At 69.9% G+C, this 20,205-nt stretch carries 22 protein-coding genes; 19 read left to right on the top strand and 3 right to left on the bottom strand.

What is annotated here, in order from left to right; all coding sequences use genetic code 11:
* Positions 1–32 precede the first annotated feature (32 nt).
* From dusB to JW876_07355, 10 genes are all read left to right on the top strand, one after another.
* Positions 33–1,031, top strand: coding sequence for a tRNA dihydrouridine synthase DusB (gene dusB / locus JW876_07400; protein ID MBN1885329.1), 999 nt, complete (start codon positions 33–35; stop codon positions 1,029–1,031).
* Positions 1,013–1,792, top strand: coding sequence for a nickel pincer cofactor biosynthesis protein LarB (gene larB / locus JW876_07395; GenBank protein MBN1885328.1), 780 nt, complete (start codon positions 1,013–1,015; stop codon positions 1,790–1,792). The genes dusB and larB overlap by 19 nt, the downstream gene beginning before the upstream one ends.
* Positions 1,789–3,096, top strand: coding sequence for a nickel pincer cofactor biosynthesis protein LarC (gene larC, locus JW876_07390; GenBank protein ID MBN1885327.1), 1,308 nt, complete (start codon positions 1,789–1,791; stop codon positions 3,094–3,096). The genes larB and larC overlap by 4 nt, the downstream gene beginning before the upstream one ends.
* Entirely contained in the window at positions 3,093–3,839 is a 747-nt protein-coding gene (locus tag JW876_07385; protein ID MBN1885326.1) for a tetratricopeptide repeat protein, read from the top strand. The genes larC and JW876_07385 overlap by 4 nt, the downstream gene beginning before the upstream one ends.
* 17 nt (positions 3,840–3,856) lie before the next feature.
* Positions 3,857–4,273, top strand: a complete 417-nt coding sequence (locus JW876_07380) for a nuclear transport factor 2 family protein (GenBank protein MBN1885325.1) — start codon at positions 3,857–3,859, stop codon at positions 4,271–4,273.
* 19 nt (positions 4,274–4,292) lie between these two features.
* Positions 4,293–4,796: a tRNA (N6-threonylcarbamoyladenosine(37)-N6)-methyltransferase TrmO gene (gene tsaA, locus JW876_07375; protein MBN1885324.1), complete on the top strand. Its 504-nt coding sequence runs from the start codon at positions 4,293–4,295 to the stop codon at positions 4,794–4,796.
* Positions 4,793–5,395, top strand: a complete 603-nt coding sequence (locus tag JW876_07370; protein ID MBN1885323.1) for a DUF2179 domain-containing protein — start codon at positions 4,793–4,795, stop codon at positions 5,393–5,395. Before tsaA ends, JW876_07370 begins: the two co-directional genes overlap by 4 nt.
* An 81-nt stretch (positions 5,396–5,476) precedes the next feature.
* Positions 5,477–6,097: a DUF4203 domain-containing protein gene (locus JW876_07365; protein MBN1885322.1), complete on the top strand. Its 621-nt coding sequence runs from the start codon at positions 5,477–5,479 to the stop codon at positions 6,095–6,097.
* The gene (locus tag JW876_07360; protein MBN1885321.1) at positions 6,094–6,741 is read left to right on the top strand and encodes a thioredoxin family protein; all 648 of its coding nucleotides are present in this window, start codon (positions 6,094–6,096) and stop codon (positions 6,739–6,741) included. The genes JW876_07365 and JW876_07360 overlap by 4 nt, the downstream gene beginning before the upstream one ends.
* Before the next feature lie 22 nt (positions 6,742–6,763).
* Positions 6,764–7,441 (top strand): DUF554 domain-containing protein, encoded by a 678-nt coding sequence (locus JW876_07355; protein ID MBN1885320.1) that lies wholly within the window; start codon positions 6,764–6,766, stop codon positions 7,439–7,441.
* A gap of 104 nt (positions 7,442–7,545) precedes the next feature.
* On the opposite strand, the gene trpB is transcribed toward JW876_07355, so the two are convergent.
* Positions 7,546–8,766, bottom strand: coding sequence for a tryptophan synthase subunit beta (trpB, locus tag JW876_07350; protein MBN1885319.1), 1,221 nt, complete (start codon positions 8,764–8,766; stop codon positions 7,546–7,548).
* Positions 8,726–9,040, bottom strand: coding sequence for a transcriptional regulator (locus JW876_07345; protein MBN1885318.1), 315 nt, complete (start codon positions 9,038–9,040; stop codon positions 8,726–8,728). Before JW876_07345 ends, trpB begins: the two co-directional genes overlap by 41 nt.
* 317 nt (positions 9,041–9,357) lie before the next feature.
* On the opposite strand from JW876_07345, the gene JW876_07340 reads away from it, so the two are divergent.
* The 7 genes from JW876_07340 to JW876_07310 all read left to right on the top strand — a co-directional run bounded on the left by JW876_07340 (position 9,358) and on the right by JW876_07310 (position 17,436).
* Entirely contained in the window at positions 9,358–10,260 is a 903-nt protein-coding gene (locus tag JW876_07340; GenBank protein MBN1885317.1) for a hypothetical protein, read from the top strand.
* Positions 10,261–10,296: 36 nt separating this feature from the next.
* The gene (locus JW876_07335; protein ID MBN1885316.1) at positions 10,297–11,814 is read left to right on the top strand and encodes an SDR family oxidoreductase; all 1,518 of its coding nucleotides are present in this window, start codon (positions 10,297–10,299) and stop codon (positions 11,812–11,814) included.
* Between the two features lie 145 nt (positions 11,815–11,959).
* Positions 11,960–12,553 carry a DNA-3-methyladenine glycosylase I gene (locus JW876_07330; GenBank protein ID MBN1885315.1) on the top strand — a complete coding sequence of 198 codons (594 nt, stop codon included), beginning with the start codon at positions 11,960–11,962 and terminating at the stop codon, positions 12,551–12,553.
* Positions 12,554–12,604: 51 nt separating this feature from the next.
* Positions 12,605–13,663 carry a magnesium/cobalt transporter CorA gene (gene corA / locus JW876_07325; GenBank protein ID MBN1885314.1) on the top strand — a complete coding sequence of 353 codons (1,059 nt, stop codon included), beginning with the start codon at positions 12,605–12,607 and terminating at the stop codon, positions 13,661–13,663.
* A 76-nt stretch (positions 13,664–13,739) separates the two neighbouring features.
* Entirely contained in the window at positions 13,740–14,924 is a 1,185-nt protein-coding gene (locus JW876_07320) for a class I SAM-dependent RNA methyltransferase (GenBank protein ID MBN1885313.1), read from the top strand.
* Between the two features lie 65 nt (positions 14,925–14,989).
* Positions 14,990–16,591: a M3 family oligoendopeptidase gene (locus JW876_07315; protein ID MBN1885312.1), complete on the top strand. Its 1,602-nt coding sequence runs from the start codon at positions 14,990–14,992 to the stop codon at positions 16,589–16,591.
* Positions 16,588–17,436: an EamA family transporter gene (locus JW876_07310; protein MBN1885311.1), complete on the top strand. Its 849-nt coding sequence runs from the start codon at positions 16,588–16,590 to the stop codon at positions 17,434–17,436. The genes JW876_07315 and JW876_07310 overlap by 4 nt, the downstream gene beginning before the upstream one ends.
* Before the next feature lie 98 nt (positions 17,437–17,534).
* On the opposite strand, the gene JW876_07305 is transcribed toward JW876_07310, so the two are convergent.
* A complete protein-coding gene (locus JW876_07305) occupies positions 17,535–18,392 on the bottom strand; it encodes a hypothetical protein (protein ID MBN1885310.1) in 858 nt (285 codons plus the stop codon).
* Between the two features lie 326 nt (positions 18,393–18,718).
* Between JW876_07305 and JW876_07300 the strand changes: the two genes are divergently transcribed.
* Complete coding sequence (locus JW876_07300) at positions 18,719–19,369, top strand: T9SS type A sorting domain-containing protein (protein ID MBN1885309.1); 651 nt, start codon at positions 18,719–18,721, stop codon at positions 19,367–19,369.
* Between the two features lie 104 nt (positions 19,370–19,473).
* Positions 19,474–20,157 carry a fatty acid desaturase gene (locus JW876_07295; GenBank protein ID MBN1885308.1) on the top strand — a complete coding sequence of 228 codons (684 nt, stop codon included), beginning with the start codon at positions 19,474–19,476 and terminating at the stop codon, positions 20,155–20,157.
* The last annotated feature ends 48 nt before the right edge of the window (positions 20,158–20,205 follow it).

Raw genomic sequence — 20,205 nt, 5'->3', positions numbered from 1 at the left:
CCGCGGACCGGCGTCCGCCGACGGAGCGTGCCATGGGCAACCTGTTTCGCGACATGCTCGCCGCGAAGGGCGCGCCGCTCGCCGGCGTCGCGCCGATGGCCGGCTTCACCGACGCTCCCTACCGGCTGCTCTGCGCGGAGTACGGCGCCGATTTCGCCGTCACGGAGATGGTGAGCGCCGACGGGCTCGTGCGCGACGGAAAGAAGACGAGATCGATCATGAAGCGGCTCCCGGGCGAGGCGCCGCTCGGCATACAGCTCTTCGGGGCCATTCCGGCGGTGCTCGCCGAGGCGGCGGCGATCGCCGCCGCCGAGGAGCCCGCCTTCATCGATCTCAATTTCGGCTGCCCGGTGAAGAAGGTCGTGAGAAAGAACGGCGGCGTGGCCGTGATGCGCGACCTCTGCCTCCTCGAGGACATCGTGGCGGCGGTCGTCGCGGCGGTCGAGATCCCCGTCACGGTGAAGATCCGCTCCGGTTGGAGCAGCCGGGAGAAGAACTATCTCGAGGCGGGGGAGGCCGCGGCGGACGCCGGGGCCGCCGCCGTGATCCTCCATCCGCGTTTCCGGACGCAGGGATTCTCCGGCGAGGCCGATCCCGCGCATCTCGCCCGCCTGCGCGAGGCGCTCGCGGTGCCGGTCATCGCGAGCGGGGACGTCCGCTCGCCGGCGGATTTCACGAAAACGGTGGAGGAGACGGGGTGCCGCATCGTCTTGATCGGGCGCGGCACCTACGGGCGCCCATGGATCTTCCGGCAGATCGCGGACGCGATCGCCGGGCGGGAGAGCGCGCCGGTGCCGCCCGACGAGGCGATCAATGTGCTGGAGCGGCACCTGCGTTCTGCGGTAGCATGGAAGGGCGAGCGGCTCGCCGTGCTCGAGATGCGAAAGCTCTTCCGCTGGTACGTGCGCGACCTGCGCGGGATGCGGGACTTCCGGAGCCGGTTGTCCGGCACCGTGACGCTCGGCGAGACGCTCGAGGTGATCGCCGAGATGAGAGAGGAGATCGAGAAGGAATGGACGAATCCCGCCTGAAACAGCTCCTCGAGAGCCTCGCCGCCGGCGAGACGACCGTCGGTGAGGCGATCGAACGGCTCCGGGTCCTGCCCTTCGAGGACATGGAGTTCGCCAAGATCGACCACCACCGCTCGTTGCGCCGCGGCTTTCCCGAGACCGTCTTCTGCGAGGGGAAGACGGCGCCGCAGATCGTCGAGATCGCCCGCAGGGTGGTCGGACAGGGGACGAACCTCCTCGCCACGCGCTGCAGCGCCTCGCTCTTCGCCGACATCGCCGGCGAGCTGCCCGACGCCGTCTACCACGAGGAGGGCCGGCTCTTCTTCATCGGGCGCCCGGCTGCGCGGCCGCTCGGCGAGGTGGCCGTCGTCTCCGGCGGGACGAGCGACCGCCCGGTGGCCGAGGAGGCGGCCCTGACGGCCGGGTATCTCGGCTGCGCCGTCGACCGGATACACGACGTCGGCGTGGCCGGCATCCACCGGCTCTTCTCGCACATCGACCGTATCCGCGCCGCGGACGTGATCGTCGTCGTCGCCGGGATGGAGGGGGCGCTGGCGAGCGTCGTGGCCGGCGTGGCCGATTCCCCCATCGTCGCCGTGCCGACGAGCGTGGGCTACGGCGCGAGCTTCGGGGGGCTCTCGGCGCTCCTCACGATGCTGAACAGCTGCGCGGGGGGCGTGACGGTCGTCAATATCGACAACGGGTACGGCGCCGGCTACGCCGCCGCCGTCATCTGCCGCACGGCGGGCCGGGCCCGCGCGGGGAAAGGAAAGACGCGGTGAAGAGGGACGGGAACACGCGCGCGGACATGGGCGCGCTCGTCGTCGATCCGACCGGCGGGCTGAGCGGGGACATGTTCCTCGGCTGTTTGTTCGCCCTGGGGGCCGATCCGAAGCTCGTGGCACGCGACGTCGCGACGCTGCCGGGGCTCGAGCCCTTCCGCATCGTCTTCGGCCGGATCAAGCGCGGCGGGATCGTCATGCACCGGGCGCGCGTCGAGTACGAGCCGTCGCGCCATGCGCGCACGCTCCGCGAGATCCTGGAGATGATCGACGGTTCGCCGCTCGACCGGCGCGTCCGCGATCTCGCCTCCGGGGCCTTCCTGCTCCTCGGCGAGGCCGAGGGCAGGATCCACGGCCGGCCACTCGAGGAGGTCCACTTCCACGAGGTCGGCGCCGTCGATTCGATCGTCGACATCGTCGGGAGCATGGCGGCCCTGGCGCATCTCGGCTTCCCGCCCATCTGGCACCGGCCCTTCCGTGTCGGCACGGGCACGGTCCGGATCGCGCACGGCGAGCTGCCCCTGCCGGCGCCGGCCACCCTCGAGCTCCTCGCCGGGAGGACGGTGCACTTCGTCGACCGGCCCGGGGAGATCGTCACCCCCACCGGGGCCGTGCTGATGAAGACGATCGCCCGCGAGATCGGCGAAGACCGCCCCGTCGTGCCGCGCAGGATCGTCTCGGCCGCCGGCACGCGGGAGACCGGCGAAACGCCGGGGATGCTGCGCGTCATCGAGACGGCGGAGGCCGGGCCGGAGCGGACGGTCGCCGTGGTATCGACGACGATCGACGACATGAACCCCGAGATCTACGGCTGGCTCCGCGAGGCCCTCGCCGGCGCCGGGGCGCTCGACGTCTGCCTGGCTCCGGTGATGATGAAGAAGGACCGCCCCGGCGTGCTCGTGACGGTCATCTGCGAGGAGAGCGCACGCGACCGCGTCGTCGAGCTCCTCTTCCGCGAGACGACGACCCTCGGCGTGCGGGTCTCCCGCGAGGAGCGGGTCGAGCTGGAGCGCTGGGGGGGAACAATAGAGACGCCCTTCGGCGACATCGCCGTCAAGTACGCGCGGCTCCCCGGCGGCGGCGTCAGGTGCGCCCCGGAATACGACGCCTGCCGCGAGGCGGCCGGACGGTCCGGCGCCGCGCTCCTCGACGTCTACCGCCAAGCCTGCGGCGTGGCGAAAGCGGCAACCCCGGCGGGTAAAGCCCGCCGGACGGCAGGCGGCGGCGCACGGCGCGCCGCGCCGCCCGCAGCGAAGCGCGCGAACGCCGGCCGTGCGCGTGGAAAGGAAACGAAACGGCGATGAGGCCGATCGCGATCGCCCTGGCGTCGGCGCTCCTCGCCGCGTCGTGCGCGGGCCCCCGCTCTCCCGGGACGGCCGGCGAATACGAACGCGTCGTCACCCACGAGGTGGCGCCGGGGGAGAACTGGCGCGCCATCGCCGAGTCCTTCTACGGCGATCCGTCGCGCGCCGACGGGCTGGCCGGCTTCAACGGCCAGGATCCGCGCGCGGCGCCGGAGCCGGGGAGCGGCGTCCGCGTCCCCTTCACCGGCGGCGATCTGCGCCGCCTCGACAGGCGGAAGGGCGCGGCGACGGTCTACAACGAGGGGCTCGCCCTCGCGGACTGCGGCGATTACGCCGGCGCGGTCGAGCGCTTCCGGAAGGCGCTGTCGCTCGACGACTCCTTCGCGGACGCCTCGTACAATCTCGCCGTCACCTACGGGCGGCTCGGCCTCCACGGCGAGGCGGCCGGCATACTCTCGGACCTCGTCCGGCGAAGGCCGGCGGAGGCCCGGTACCGGTTCGCTCTCGGCAACGCGCGGTTCCACGACGGGAACCTCGCCGGGGCGCGCGAGGCGTTTCTCGCGGCGATCGAGAGGGATCCGGGGCATCGGCAGGCGCTCTACGCGCTCGCCGTCGCCTGCGAGAAGCTCGGCCGGAACGACGAGGCCGCGCGGCATCTCGAGGAGTATCTCCGCCTCGACGACGAGGGGGAATGGGCAGCCGAGGCGCGCGAGCGCCTCGACCGACTGAAAGGCCGGCGCTGAGGCGCGGAAGGGACACGATGGACGGCGACGGACTGCGGCGGACGCTCGGGGAGTGGATGGCGGCGTGGAACGAGCGCGACATCGACCGCGTGGCCGCCCTGCTCGACGAGGCGGTCGTCTACGAGCACTGGTCAGGCCTTCGCGTGGAGGGCCGCGAGCGGCTCCGGGCGATGTGGCGCGACTGGTTCGCCGCGGACGAGACGATTTGCTTCGATCTCGAGGACCTCTTCGTGGGCGACGGGGGCGCGCGGGCCGTGCTGCGGTGGACGCTGCACAGCCGGTCCCTCGAGGAGGGGGAGGCCGGCGCCGCCGAGACGCGGCGCGGCGTCGACGTGCTGCGGCTCGAGGGCGGGCTGATCGTGGAGAAGATCACCTATTCGAAGACGACGATCGGGATCGACGGGCGCCGCCGGACGCTGCGGCCCCGTTCCTGACGCGAGACGGGAGACGGCGATGAACCGGATCGAGATGCAACCGATCGGGATCATCCGCTCCCCCTTCGCCGAGCCTGCCGGCACGCCCATCCAGCGCACGGCCGGGGCGGAGGGGACGGTGGAGATCTATCCGCCCTTCGCCGCGGGGCTGCGCGACATCGAGGGATTCTCGCACCTGATCCTCGTCTTCTGCTTCCACCTGGCCCGGCCGGCGGCGATGCTCCAGACGCCCTTCCTCGACGACGTCGAGCGGGGGGTCTTCGCCATCAGGAGCCCGAGCCGTCCGAACCCGATCGGCCTCTCCGTCGTCGAGCTCCTCGCCGTCGAGGGGGCGCGGCTCCGGGTGCGCGGCGTGGACATGGTCGACGGCACGCCGCTGCTCGACATCAAGCCCTACATCCCCGAGATCGACTCGGTCCCCGGCGCCCGCCGCGGATGGCTCGAGGGAAAGACTTCGCGGTTCCGCCGGGTGCGCGACGACGGGCGCTTCGCCGACCCGCAGGGGAAAGGCGGGCGGGAATGATCGAACCGGCCGTTCTCGAGAGCGATCTCTTCCGGTGGCTGCTCATCCCGGCGATGATCTTCGTCGCGCGCATCGTCGACGTCTCGATCGGGACGCTGCGGATCGTCTTCGTCTCCCGGGGCCGGAAGTACATCGCGCCGCTCCTCGGGTTCTTCGAGGTGATCGTGTGGCTGCTCGCGATCGGGCAGATCATGCGCAACCTCTCCAACTGGGTCTGCTACGTGGCCTACGGGGGCGGTTTCGCCGCGGGCACCTACGTGGGGCTGCTGCTCGAGGAGAAGCTCGCCATGGGCACGATCATCATGCGCATCATCACGAGGCGCGACGCGAGCCGGCTGATCGCGGCGCTGCGCGGCGCGCACTTCGGCGTGACCGCCGTTCCCGCCGAGGGGATGCTCGGGCCGGTCAGCATCGTCTACTCGGTCGTCCGCCGCACCGATCTCACGCGCGTCGCCCGGATCATCGAGGAGCACAACCCGCAGGCCTTCTACACGATCGAGGATACGAAGGTCGTCCGGGAGGGGCATTTCCCCCTGAAGGGATTCGTCGGGCCGCAGCGGTTCGAACACCTGTTCCGGCGGGGCAGGAAGGGAAAATAGGTTCGGCCGGGTTCGCGGCCGCCCGGGGAGAGCGGTACGGCGGCCGGCATGCGAGTTGAATCACGAAAGGGAGGATGACTCATGGCCATATCGGTGCCGTTCGCGGTCGCCGCGGCGATCTCGGTCGTCGTCGGGCTCGTGATGTGTTTCAGGGGCTACCGCGCGTTCCGGGCGATACTCGGCATCGTCGGCTTCGCCGCCGGCGCGTGGCTCGCCGCCGCCCTCGTCATGCGGACCGCCGCCGGCGGGGGGCTCGCCGTCTTCTTCGCGGCGCTCGTCGGCGGGCTCGTCGGCGCCGCGCTGGTCACGGCTCTTTACCCCGTGGGCGTCTTCCTCCTCGGCGCGATGGCCGGCTGGCTCGTCGGCTCGCTCGTCGCCGGCGGGACGGGGCTCGCGCTCCTGCTGCCGATCGTGGCCGCCATTCTCGGCGGCCTGCTCGCGTTCGCGTTCCAGCGGCTCGTCATCGTCGTGGCGACGGCGATCGCCGGCTCGTGGCACGTCATCGCCGGTGCGCTCTGCCTCGCGGGGCGGCCGATCGATCCATTCTCCGTCTACACGATGCCGGGACGGTTCGCCCGGTTCCACGGGAGCGACGCGACGATCCTCGTCGTGATCTGGGCCCTTCTCGCCGCCGCGGGGATCGCCGCCCAGTACCGGACGCACGGAGCGCGTTTCGGGCGCGGAAAGGGGACGGAGCGATGACGATGTTCGACGACGACGTGAAGAAGCAGCTCGCCGGCATCCTGGCGAAGATGGAGCACGATGTGCGCATCGTCATGTTCACGCAGGAGATCGAGTGCGAAAGCTGCACGGAGATGCGCCGCTTCGCCGGGACGATCGCCGGTCTCTCCGCCAAGCTCTCCTTCGAGACGAAGGATTTCCTCGCCGATCGCGAGGCGGCCGACGCGCTGGGCATCGACAAGATCCCCGCCCTCACCCTTCTCGACGGTGCGGGAGGGCCGACCGGCGTCACCTTCTACGGCGTGCCCGCCGGCTACGAGGTCAACTCGTGGATCAGCGCGATCCTCGCCGTCTCGGGCGTCAGGGAGACGCTCCCGGCCGACGTCATGAAGCGGATTGCGGCGATCGACCGGGACGTGCATCTCCAGGTCTTCATCGGGCTCTCCTGCCCGTACTGCCCCGCGGCGGTCGTCGCGGCGCACCGGATCGCCCTGGAGAACCCCCGCGTCCGGGCCGACATGGTCGAGGCGTCCACCTTCCCGCATCTCGCCGTGAAGTACGGCGTGAGCGGCGTGCCGAAGACGATCATCAACGAGACGGCCGACCTGGTCGGAGCGCATCCGATCGAGCACCTGCTCGACGGGATCGAGGCGCTTCCCGACTGACGCGCCGAACGGGGGAGGCATGATGCTCGGAACGATCGTCAACGTCGCCGCGGTTCTCGCCGGGGGCGCCGCGGGGCTGCTCCTCCGCCGGGCCTTCCCGCCGCGGATCACCGGCGCCGCCTTCCAGGCGATCGGCCTCTTCACCCTCTTTCTCGGCGTCGCCATGGCGCTCAGGACGTCGAGCTACATCGTGCTCGTCTTCAGCGCGCTCATCGGCGGCATCGCGGGGGAGCTCCTGCGCCTCGAGGACCGGATCGAGCGGGTGGCCGACCGGTTCAAGTCGCGCCTCCACATCGGCGCCGACCGCTTCGCCGAGGGGCTCGTCACCGCCTTTCTCCTTTTCTGCATGGGATCGATGACGATCCTCGGCGCGATCGAGGAGGGGCTCGGGGGGCGCCCCGACCTCCTTTTGACGAAGTCGCTGATGGACGGGTTCTCCGCCGCGGCCCTCGCGGCGGCGATGGGGGTGGGCGTGCTCTTCTCGGCTTTGCCGCTCCTCGTCTACCAGGGCGGGATCACCCTCGCGGCCGCCGCCTTCGGAAGGCTCGTGGCGGACCCGGTCGTCGGCGAACTGACCGCGATGGGCGGCCTCGTCCTGCTCGGCATGGGGCTGAACATCCTCGGCGTAACGAAGATCCGCGTGATGAACCTCCTGCCGGGGCTCCTCGTGGCCGCCGTGCTCGCCGCGATCTTCCTGTAGGCGGCCTCCGCGGCGCCCCCGGACGGCCCGGCCCCGCTGCCGGCGGCCGGCCCGGCCCCGCGGCCGGCGGCCGCGAAGCCGGAGGCGCCGGTCCTTTCCCATGCTCAATCGATCCCGTAGGTCTCCCCGAACCGCTCGGCCACGTAGTCGATGTCCTTGTCGCCCCGCCCGGAGAGGTTGACGAGGATCGTCCGCTCGCGGCCGAGGAGCGAGGCGAGGCGGACGGCGAAGGCCACGGCATGCGCGCTCTCGAGGGCCGGGATGATCCCCTCCGTACGGGAGAGGAGGAAGAAGGCGTCGAGGGCCTCCCGGTCGTTCGCCGTCACGTACCGGACGCGCCCGGTGTCCTTGAGCAGGCAGTGCTCGGGGCCCACGCCCGGGTAGTCGAGCCCCGAGGCGATCGAATAGACCGGCGCCGGTTCGCCCGACTCGTTTTGGAGGAGGTAGCAGCGGAAGCCGTGGATCGTGCCCGGCGAGCCGAACGTGAGCGTGGCCGCGTGATCGCCCGGGCGGAACGAGCGGCCGGCGGGTTCGACGCCGTAGATCTTGACCGACGGCTCGTCGAGGAAGGCGGTGAAGAGCCCGATCGCGTTCGAGCCGCCCCCGACGCAGGCGACGAGGTTGTCGGGGAGCCCCCCGGCGAGCTCGGCGAACTGGCCGCGCGCCTCGTCGCCGACGATCCGCTGGAAGTCGCGGACCATCGTCGGGAAGGGATGGGGGCCGACGACCGATCCGATCGCGTAGAACTGCGTCACCGGATCCTCGAGGTAGGCCTCGAAGGCGGCGTCGACCGCCTCCTTGAGCGTCGACGCGCCGCGGTCGACCGGGACGACCCGCGCGCCGAGGATCTTCATCCGCACGACGTTCGGGTGCTCCTTCTCCATGTCGACGCGGCCCATGTAGATCGCGCAGTCGAGGCCGACGAGGGCGGCCGCCGTGGCGAGGGCGACCCCGTGCTGCCCGGCGCCGGTCTCGGCGATGAGCGTGCGCTTGCCCATCCGGCGCGCCAGCATCGCCTCGCCGAGGCAGTGGTTGATCTTGTGCGCCCCGGTGTGGTTGAGATCCTCGCGCTTGAGGAAGATCCGGGCGCCCCCGATGCGCCGCGAGAGGTTCCGCGCCTCGAAGACGGGGCTCGGCCTGCCGACGTAGTGACGGTAGAGCCGGGCGAGCTCCTCGCCGAAGGAGGGATCGACACGCGCCTCCTCCCAGGCGGCGGCGATCTCCTTGAGGATGTCCTGGAGCGCGGGGGGCACGAGCTGGCCCCCGTACGGGCCGAAGCGGCCCTCACGGTCGGGAAGGTTTCCTGCGATGCGTCCGTCGTTCATCATTCACCCCTTGTGTCTTCTCCAGCAGTTTCCTGCTGATGGCGTTTTTCTTCCTGAGCACGCGCGAGCCGCGCGTGATCTTGCAGAGGCTCACGCCGAGCTCGCCGGCGATCCGCCGCTGCGGCGTCTTCCGGTGCAGCAGACGCATCAGGCGCCATCGAAGCACGAGATCGTCGATCTCGGCCGGGGTGAATATCTCGCCGAAGAACCGCTCCATCTCGCGCGGATCGGTGATGGAGCAGAAGGCGTCGATCAATCCGTCGTCGTTGTTCATGTTTCGTCGTCGCTCGTTCGAGGTGCGTCGCCAGGCCTGCCGGCCGGCGTCATGTTTCTATGCGTAGAAACATTATAGCGTTTCCCGCCCCCTTGCGCAACGGAAATCCGCCGGCGGCCGGAGGCCGGCCGGCACGCCCGGCGGAGGCCGGCCGGCACGCCCGGCGGGAAATTGCCTGGCATCCGGCGGGAAGCCGGCCGGCGCGTCCGGGGGCAGGCGGCTCGACGCCGCGTCCGTTTGAAACCCGCTTTTCCGGTTCACCGCGGCCCGCCGGGCCTGTATACTCCGGGCAGCGGCCTTCTGAAAGGAACGACACCATGAAACGATTCTGCATCGCTCTCGCTCTCGCGGCTGCGCTCGCGGCCGGGTGCGACGACGAGACGGCCACGACCTCCGATCCCGGCGGCGGGGGCGGCGGCGGGGGCGGCGGCGACACCACCGGGGCGATCATCGTCGACCACGCCTGCATCGATCTCGACCGGATCCCCTCGTGGGCGATCGACGCGGCGAAGGAGCAGCTCCGCATCGCCTACGAGCACACCTCGCACGGCAGCCAGATCACGAGCGGCATGAGCGGGCTGGTCGGCTTCGCCGGCGACGACTACCGGTACTCGTCGACGGGCGGGGAGGGGATCCTCGCCCTGCGGACGGACGTCTCGACGTCGGCCTACGACCTCGGAAGCCCGAACTTCACGGCGTGGGAAGGGGCGACGCGCGAGTTCCTCGCCGCGCACCCGGAGATCAACGTCGTGATGTGGGCATGGTGCGGGCAGGTGAGCGACGCCTCCGTCGCCGACATCGAGCTCTACCTCTCCCTCATGAGCGGGCTCGAGGCCGACTATCCCGGCGTGCGGTTCGTCTACATGACGGGCCATCTCGACGGCACGGGGCTGGACGGCAACCTGCACCTCAGGAACGAGCAGATCCGCGATTACTGCCGGACGAACGAGCGGGCGCTCTACGACTTCGCCGACATCGAGACGTACGATCCGGACGGCGTCTGGTACGGCGACCGGATCCCGACCGACGAGTGCGAGTACGACTCCGACGGCGACGGCGAGCGGGACGCCAACTGGGGCCTCGAGTGGCAGGCGGCGCACACGGAGGGCGTGGACTGGTACGTCTGCGACGCGGACCACACTCAGCCGGTGAACGCCAACATGAAGGCCTATGCAGCCTGGTGGCTCTTCGCCCGCCTGGCCGGATGGGACGGGGAATGAGCGGCGGGCCGGCGGCCGGTCCCGGAGGACGGCGCGATGAACGACGTTGAGTGCGGCGGGGAAGCGGAACGCCTCGGCGACGACCTCTTCTGCGCCGACCTGCCGTCGACGCCGTGCCCGGAGATCGGCGCGGTCCTCGTGACCGGCGCCACCGGGTACATCGGCGGCCGGCTCGTTCCCGAGCTCCTCGCCCGCGGCTACCGCGTGCGCGCGATGGTCCGCGGCCGGTCGCCCGAGTGCCGCGAGAACTGGCCGGCGGTTGAGATCCTCGAGGCCGACGCCCTCGACGAGGCGGCCCTCCGGCGCGCCATGGACGGCGTGGACACGGCCTACTATCTCATCCATTCGCTTCTCCTCGGGCGCAAGCGCTTCCACGACGCCGACATCCGCGCGGCGGAGAATTTCCGCACCGCCGCCGCAGCGGCGGGCGTCAGGCGGATCATATACCTCGGCGGGCTCGGCGACGTCCGCGCGCGTCTCTCCAATCACCTGCGGTCGCGGATCGAGGTGGCCGACCGGCTCGTGCTCGGACCGGTGCCCGTCACCCGGCTCCGCGCCGCCGTCGTCATCGGCTCGGGGAGCGCCTCCTACGAGATCGTCAAGAACATCGTCTCGAAGCTGCCCGTGATCCCCGTGCCGCGCTTCGGCCTCACCCGCTGCCAGCCGATCGGCGTGCGCGACGTCGTCAAGTACCTCGTCGGCTGCCTCGAGACGGAGGCCACCACGGGGCGCGAGTTCGACATCGGCGGGCTGGACGTCCTCACCTACCGCCGCATGGCCGAGATCCTCGCCCGGCTGCTCGGCCGGCGGCGCCTCTTCGTGCGCGTCCCGGGAGACACCATCCGTTTCTACGCCTTCGCCGCGAGTTTCCTCACGCCGGTGCCCGCCGCCATGACACGCGCCCTGATGGAGGGGCTCCGCAACGACGTCGTCGTGCAGGAGGACTCGATCCGGAAGATCCTCCCCTTCAGGCCGCTCTCCTATCGCGAGGCGATCGTCCGCGCGATGACGAGGGAGGAGCAGGACCGGATACACACGCGCTGGACGCACGCCTACCCGCCGGCCCACGAGCTGGCCCTCAAGCTCCACGAGCTTCCCGGCGGGGCGCGGTACACCGCCGAGTACGCCATCCTCTCGGACAGGGAGCCCGCGTCGCTCTTCCGCTCGATCTGCCGGATCGGCGGGAAGGAGGGGTGGTTCGCCGGCAACTGGATGTGGCGCCTCCGCGGCTGGGCGGACACGGTGCTCGGCGGCGTCGGCGCCGCGCGCGGCCGGCGCAGCCGCACGCATCTCCAGGTGAACGACGTGATCGACTTCTGGCGGATCGAGGACCTCGTGCCGGGCCGCCGGCTTTTGCTCAGGGCCGAGATGAAGCTCCCCGGCCGGGCGTGGCTCGCCTTCGGCATCCGCGGGGCGGGGGATCGCCACCGCCTCAGCGTGACGGCGTACTACGACACGAACAGTCTCTTCGGCCGGCTGTACTGGTACGCCTTCCTCCCCTTCCACCACTACATCTTCACGGGGCTGATCAGGCAGATCGAGAAGCGGAGTTGACGCGCGGCGCCCGTTGGCGGAAGATGGAGGGCGATGCCGCCGGAACGGGCGGCGGGCGGGCGCCGGGCGGTGCGGGTGCGCTTGCGGGGCGGGCTTTGGGCGAAACGGTCCATGGCGCCGGAGCGGGCGCCGGGAAAGGATTGAAATGACGGCGAAGAAGCGGACGGACGACGGCGACGGACGGCCACGCTGCGAGTGGTGCCTGTCGCATCCGCTCCTCGTCGCCTACCACGACGCCGACTGGGGCGTGCCGGCCCGCGACGACCGGCTCCTCTTCGAGCATCTCTCGCTCGGCGGCGCCCAGGCGGGGCTGAGCTGGCTCACGATACTCAAGCGGCGCGAGGGCTACCGCGCGCTCTTCGCCGGCTTCGACCCGGCGGCGGTGGCGCGATTCACCGAAAAGCGCATCGAGCGCCTCCTCGGCGACGAGCGGATCATCCGCAACCGGGCCAAGGTCCGATCGGTGGTGAACAACGCGGCTCGCGTGCTCGAGACGCGGCAGGAGTTCGGCTCCTTCGCCCGCTACGCGTGGTCATTCGTCGGGGGCGAGCCGAAGCGGAACCGCTGGCGGCGCGAGGCCGAGATCCCGGCTCTCTCCCCCGAGGCGGAGGAGATGAGCGGCGACCTGAAGAAACGGGGGTTTTCCTTCGTCGGACCGACGATCGTCTACGCCTTCATGCAGGCGGCCGGGCTGGTGAACGACCACCTCGTCGGCTGCTACCGGTACGACGAACTGTAGCGGCGCATCGCCGCGCCCCCGGCGGCGGATCAACCGGAGAGAGGAGGAGGGATGGCACGGCTCGTCAGGAAACGGCCGCGGAAGGCGGGGCTGCCGCCGGGGACGATCGTCCCCCACGAGGCCCGCGAGGAGAAGCCGCGGATCACGATCATCGACTACGACGCCGAGCATCTCGAGGAACGCGAGGTGGAGCGGGTCGAGGAATGCTTCCCCTTCAGGGAGACCCCGTCCGTCACCTGGGTCAACATCGACGGGGTGCACGACGTCGAACTCCTCACGAAGCTCGGCGACCGCTTCGGCATCCACCCGCTCGTCCTCGAGGATCTCGCCAGCACCGGCCAGCGGCCGAAGCTGGAGGTCTTCGACAACCTGCTCTTCATCGTCCTCCGGATGCTCTCGGTGGACGGGGGCGGCGAGCTCGACGGCGAGCAGGTGAGCCTCCTCGTCGGCGAGAATTTCATCATCTCGTTCCAGGAGCGTCCCGGGGACGTCTTCGAGCCGGTCCGCGATCGGCTGCGCACCTCGCGCGGACGCATCCGGCGGGTGGGGCCCGACTACCTCGCCTACGCGCTCATCGACATCATCGTCGACAACTACTTCACGATCCTCGAGGTGGCCGGCGACCGGATCGAGGACCTCGACGAGGCGATGGTCGAGGAGCCGTCGATGCACGAACTGGCGACGATCCGGACCCTGAAGAAGGAGATGATCTTCCTCCGCAAGTCGATCTGGCCGCTGCGCGAGGTGGTGAGCGGCCTCGAGCGGAGCGAGTCGCCACTCGTCCACGAATCCACCGTCGTCTACCTTCGCGACGTCTACGACCACACCGTGCAGGTGATCGACACCGTCGAATCCCTCCGGGACATGACCGCCGGGCTCCTCGACCTCTACCTCTCCAGCGTGAGCAACCGGATGAACGAGGTGATGAAGGTCCTCACGATCATCGCGACGATCTTCATCCCCCTCACCTTCATCGCGGGGATCTACGGGATGAACTTCGAGCGGATGCCGGAGCTGAAGCTGGCGTGGGGCTACCCGGCCGCGCTCGGCGCGATGCTCGTCGTCGGCGTCGTCATGATCGTCTATTTCCGGCGCAGGCACTGGCTCTAGGGGCTGGGGGGCGCCGGCGGAAGGCCGCCGGCCGCGCCGGACGGGAAGGAGAAGGGGCGGCCCAGCCGCCGGGATCATGCCGGAGAGCGAATTCGCGATCACGGTCAAGACCCTCTCGGGGCTCGAGACGGTCCTCGCCGGCGAGCTCGCCGCGCTCGGCGCGTCGGCGATCGAGCCGGGCAACCGCGTCGTCGCCTGCCGGGGCGGCCGGGACCTCCTCTACCGGGCCAACCTGTGGCTGCGCACCGCAACGCGCGTCCTCGTGCCGGTGGCGCGGTTCAACACCCGCACGGAGAAGAGCCTCTACCGCCTCGTGCGTGAGATCCCCTGGGAAACGCATCTCGGCGTCGACGACACCCTCGCCGTGGACTCGGTCGTCTCATCGCCGCATTTCCACCACTCGGGCTGGGTGGCCCTCAAGGTCAAGGACGCCGTCGTCGACCGCTTCCGCGACATCGCCGGGCGGCGGCCGTCGGTGGACACGGCCGCGCCGACCCTGCGGATCAACGTGCACATCGCCGACCGCGACTGCGTCGTCTCGCTGGACTCCTCGGGGCGCGCCCTCGGCAGGCGCGGCTACCGTCTCGAGCGCACCGAGGCGCCCCTCTCGGAGAACCTCGCCGCGGGGATGATCCTCCTCACGGGCTGGCGCGGCGAGCGCGCCTTCGTGGACCCGATGTGCGGCTCGGGGACGATCCCGATCGAGGCGGCGATGATCGCCCGGCATATCGCCCCGGGGCTCCTGCGGCCCGATTTCGGCTTCCTCCGGTGGCCCGACCTCGACGAGCCGCTCTGGCAGCGGATCCTGGGCGAGGCGAAGACGGCCGTCCGGCCCCTCGGCGTCGCCGTTGGGGGCGGGGACGTCGATCCTGAGGCCGCCCGGCTCGCGCGCCAGAACGCCCGCCGCGCCTTTCTCCTCGACGACGTCCCGATCGAGACGCGGGCCTTCGAGGATGCCGGGCCGCCGGCGGCGGAGGGGGTCATCGTGACCAACCCGCCCTACGGCGAGCGGCTCGAGGAGGAGGGGATCGAGGAACTCTACCGGTCGCTCGGCGATACGCTCAAGCGGCGGTGGGCCGGGTGGGAGGCGTGGGTGCTCTCGGCCAACATCGACGCGCTCAAGCGGATCGGCCTGCGGCCCGAGCGGCGGATCGCGCTCAGGAACGGTTCCCTGCGGTGCAGCTTCCGGCGGTACACCCTCTACGAGGGAAGCCGGAAACGCCCGGCGGGGGATTGCCCCGGACCGCGAAACGATGTATAAGTAGTTGTTCCGTTCACGGCCGGCGGAAAGCCGCCGGCCGTGAAAACACGCACGAAGGGATCGCAGTGACCGATTTCGCCCGGTTCGTCGAAACGCACGTCGAGCGGATAGCGCCGCTCGACCGCGAGGCGGCGCTCGCCTACTGGGAGGCCTCCCTCTCCGGCAGTGACGAGCATTTCCGCCGGTTCTCCCGGCTGCAGAAACGGATCGAGGAGATCTACGCCGATACCGGGGCGTTCGCCGTGGTCCGGCGCGCATGGGAGGAGGACGGGATCGAGGATCCGCTCCTGAAGCGCTCGGCCGGCGTGCTCTACCGCCGGTATCTCGGCAACCAGGTCGACCCGGCCCTCCTCGGCCGCATCGTCGAGCTGGCCTCGGAGGTGGAGGGCGCCTTCGGCACCTTCCGCACGGAGGAAAACGGCAAAACGCTCACGATGAACGACGTCCACGATATCCTTCGTACCTCCGGCGACCAGGAGCGCCGCCGCCGGGTGTGGGAGGCGAACAAGCGCGTCGGACGCGTCGTCGCCGACCGGTTGCTCGAGCTCGTCCGCCTCAGGAACGAGTCGGCGCGCGCCGCGGGCTTCGGCGACTACCACGCCATGTCCCTCGAGCTGGCCGAGCAGGACGGCGACGAGCTGCTCGCGCTCTTCGACGATCTCGACCGGCTCACCGCCGGGCCCTTCGCCGCCATCAAGGAGGAGATCGACGGCCATCTCGCCGCCCGCTTCGGCGTGCCGGCCGGCGAGCTCCGCCCCTGGCACTACGAGGACCCCTTCTTCCAGGAGGCCGTCTCGGTGGGCGACGTCGATCTCGACGCGTTCTACCGGGGGACGGACCCGGTCGTCCTCGCGCGGGACTTCTACGCGGGGCTCGGCATGGACGTAGAGCCAATCCTCCGGGCGAGCGATCTCTACGAGCGCGAGGGGAAGAACCCGCACGCCTTCTGCACCGACATCGACCGCCGCGGCGACGTGCGGATCCTCGCCAACATGAAGGACAACGCCTACTGGATGGAGACGATCCTCCACGAGCTCGGCCACGGCGTCTACGACCTGGGGATCGACGGCGAGCTGCCCTGGCTTTTGCGCACCTACCCGCACCTGGCCACGACCGAGGCGGCGGCGATGTTCTTCGGCCGGCTCGCGCAGGATCCCGCGTGGATGCGTGCCGCGCTCGGCCTCGGAGACGCCGAGACGGAGCGGATCGGCCTCGCCGTCTCCCGGAGCCTCCGCGCGAAGCAGCTCGTCTTCGCCCGCTGGTGCCAGGTGATGTTCCGCTTCGAGCGCGAGCTCTACCGGGATCCGGGCGGCGACCTCAACGCCCTGTGGTGGGATCTCGTCGAGCGCCACCAGCTCGTCCGCCGCCCCGACGGGCGCGACGAGCCGGACTGGGCGACGAAGATCCACATCGTCTCGAGTCCCGTCTACTACCACAACTACATGCTCGGCGAGATGATCGCCTCGCTCTTCGCCAGCCACGTCCGCCGGCGTTTCGGCGTCGACGGCGCGGGGCTCCATGGCAGGCGGGACGTCGGCGACTGGTTCAACGAGGTCGTCTTCCGCCCGGGGAACAGCCACCGCTGGGACCGCCACGTGGAGCTCGCCACGGGGGAGGCCCTCACCGCGGCCGCCTTCGCGGACCAGTTCGTCGGGGAGGCGCCGTGATCTGGCTGCTGCCCGCGGCGGGGTGCTCGATCCTCATCGCCGTCATCCTCAAGATCAACGAGACCCGCGGGGGGGACCGCGTGGTGCTGGCGGCGGCGAACTACATCGTCGCGTCGCTCTTGTCCCTGGCTTTGCTGCTTCCCGGGGGAGGGGTGCCCCGGCCGCCGGCGGGGATCCTTGCCCTCGGCGCCGTGGCGGGGGTCGATTACGTCCTCGGCTTCCTGCTCCTCATGACGGGGATCGCCCGGGGACCGCTCGCCGTGCCCGTGACGGTGATGCGCCTCTCGGTGGCCGTGCCGATCGTCGTGTCGATCCTCGTATGGAGCGAGCAGCCGGGGCCGCTGCAGTGGGCGGGGATCGCACTCGGCGCCGCCGCGATCCTCCTCTTCGGCGCGGGGATCCGCGACGGGGGGGAGGCGCACGGCAGGCGCGGCTACCGGCTTCTCATCGTCTCGCTCTTCCTCGTGATGGGGATCGGGGACGTGCTCCTCAAGGCCTTCCGCGAGACGGGGACGGGGGTCGACCGGCTTGTCTTCACGTTCATCCTCTTCACGGTGGCCTGCCTGTTCGCGTGGGGGATCGTGGGGGCGAGGGGGCTCAGGGTCGAGCGCCGGACGGTGCTGCTGGGGTTCCTGCTGGGGGTGCCGAACCTCTACAGCACGATCTTCATGCTGCGGGCCCTGCGGGATGTGCCCGCCTCGATCGCGTTCCCGTTCACCAACCTCGCCGTCATCCTCGGGTCCACCGTGCTGGGCCTCGTCGTGTGGCGCGAGAAGCTCTCGCGCCTCGCCGTCGCCGGGCTGGCCGTGGCGGCGCTGGCGCTCGTGCTCCTGCCGCTGGGGTGAGGGGGGCGGTGGGGCCTCGGGCGGATGCCGCTGCCGCACCTTCCCCGGACGCCCGTGTTCGCTGACCGCCCGGGATGCGTTCCGGTCTGCTCTCCGCCTCATCGATCCGCATTCCGCCTCTGCCATCTCCGAAGCAGGGTCTGAATCTTCCACTCGTCGTCGCCGCCGCCGTACTTGCGGTCCGGCGGTCTGCCTTCCGCGAACTGGAAATCCCGCGGCGGGTCCCAGTGTATCGAGGCGATCATGCTGCAGGGACAGTCGGCGCCCGGATCGATGCGGTAATAATACGTGTCGTACTCGACGGCGATCGTGCCGTTCGTATAGGTGCCTGTCTCCCGGTAATTCGTATTGTGCATGTACAAGACCCTCTCGACCGGGGGATCCTCGAGGCAATGCCGGTAGTACCTGTCGGAATGTCCGATGACTCCGACTCCGCCTTTCGTGACGGTCCTGGACCACAGGTTGTCGTGGCTCGGCTTGCACGCGAGATGCCAGCGATCCGGATCGCCGGTGAAGTAGCCGTGCTTGTATGACATGTCGCATACGTCTTCACGGCCGGGAAAGATCATGACGCTGACGAGCACGCTGTCCTCGACCGCGCAGGAATCGGACAGATCCGCAAAGACGGAAGGCAGGTCGGCCTCGATGTATTCGTAATAGTCGCCGTCGTTCGCCACGGGGAAGCCCGTGAGCACGTCGAACGGGAACTCGATGGTCTCTCCCTCCCGGCGGGGACAGTCGATGCTGTCTCGACAGATGGCGCGGATGATGCGAAGGAACGCGTCCGCCCTGGCGCAATCGGCCACGGCCTCGGAGCGCATGCTGTCCGACACCGCGTGCAGGCGTTCCCTGAAATCGTTCCGTTCGCGATCGGAGTCGCCGCAACCCTGGGGCAGGATCGACAGCAGGCAGGCTGCTGCGACGACGATGGCCGGCGGGATATTCCACTTCATCATGGGAAAGCTCTCCGTGTTCGTTACGGGCCGTTCCGAAATGCCGATCCGGTTCGCTCGCGGTCGATCGGCGACGCCACACTATACCACAGGCGAGTCGCCATTCCGTGCGCTGTTGATATGGATGCACAGATGCATTATATTTTCAGTGGTGGTCGGATCCGCTTCGACCGCTTCCCGCGGGAACTGCCCGGCATCCCCCACCGTTCGCATTCGCCGGCCCTGACGGATCGACGAGCGCGTCCGTCTCCTGATTCGCACGCAAGCGCTCGGGCAAGGAGGTGACCGATGCAACGACTGCGTGATGTTGCGGTCGGCATGCTTGCCGAATGTTTCTGTCCGGATGCTGTGCGAGCGGGCTGAACGAGAGCCGGATCGCACAGGAACCTCGCGCACGAGAACCCGCCAAACAACCGAGGGAGTACCGGTATCGCGTTCTCCGCGACGAAGGCTCGATCCGCATCGAGTGGGTCATCGCCGCGCCCGAGTCGGGGGCCGTCTTCTCCGTGCAGCGGCTGTCCTCGTACGGGAGGAAATTCGTCGAGCTCGACGAGGTGCAAGCCGGCGCGGGCGAGATCGACTTCCGGTTCTGCGACTCGGTCTGCTGCCCGGGGATGACCTACCGCTATCGCGTCGAATGCCGGGGCGCGACCGGCAGTGCGCGGGTCCTCTTCGAGACGGGGGCGTACGAGGCGCCCGGGTGCTCGACGGCGCTCTGCCGGAACTGCCCGAACCCGTTCACGGGCGCCACAGTGCTGCGGTTCTCGCTTGCGGAGCGGGGAAGGGTGGCCGTGGCGGTCTATGACGCCCGGGGCCGGCGGGTCTGCGTCCTCGTCGACGCCGTCATGGCGCGCGGCCCGCACAACCTGGCCTGGGACGGCCGGGACGACACGGGCCGAGCGGTTGCCGCCGGCGTCTACTTCTGTCGCCTGCGGGCAGGCGAGGCGACCCGCTCGGGGAAGCTGGTCGTCATGCGGTGACCGCGTCGTCCCCCGGAGCGCCTTGACAGGGCTTCCGCCGAGCGGGATACTTTTAGCGGGACTCGCGCACAGACGACACACCGGTCCGAACGAGGGGAGATGACGTGTGCCCGAAGACACCGGACCTCCGCCGGGCGGTGCCCGCCGCCGTCTTCCTGGGCCGCATCCTCATCTTCTTCCACGACTGCGTCCATTCGTCCTTCTTCGCTTCCCGGAGGGCGAATGCCATCCTCGGACGCATCTGCGGGATTCTGACCTTCACGCCGTACGAGGACTGGCGCAGGGCGCACGGCATCCATCACGCAACGGTCGGGGACCTGGATCGCCGCGGTGTCGGGGACTTCTGGCTGCTCACCGTCATCGCCATTCTCGCCATCATCGTCGCGGCGAGTTTGACCATCGGGTTCCGCACGTACGTGTTGATCCATCTGCCCGTCATTCTCATCTGCGGCGCCATGGCGATGTGGATGTTCTACGTGCAGCACCAGTTCGACAGTGTTCTCTGGTCCCGCCACGACGAACGGGATCCGATCCGTATCGCGCTGGAGGGCAGCCCGTACTACCGGTTGCCCGGGATTCTCCAGTGGATGACGGGAAACATCGGCTATCATCACATCCACCACATCCGGCCGGGCATCCCCGATTACAACCTGCAGCGATGCTACGACGAGACGCCGGCGATGCAGGCCGTGAAGCCCCTCACCATCCGGGAGAGCCTGCGGTCGCCATTCCTTTATCTCTGGGACGAGGGCCGGCAGCGGATCGTCGGCTTTCGATCGAGACGCTAGGTGCCGGGCGGGCGGAGCCGTCTCGCGTTGCCGAACCCGCGAAACGAA

This window comes from Candidatus Krumholzibacteriota bacterium, assembly GCA_016931295.1.
Lineage (GTDB): Bacteria > Krumholzibacteriota > Krumholzibacteriia > Krumholzibacteriales > Krumholzibacteriaceae > JAFGEZ01.
Note: the sequence above shows the minus strand (reverse complement) of the source record. Positions and strands in the feature narration are given on the sequence as shown.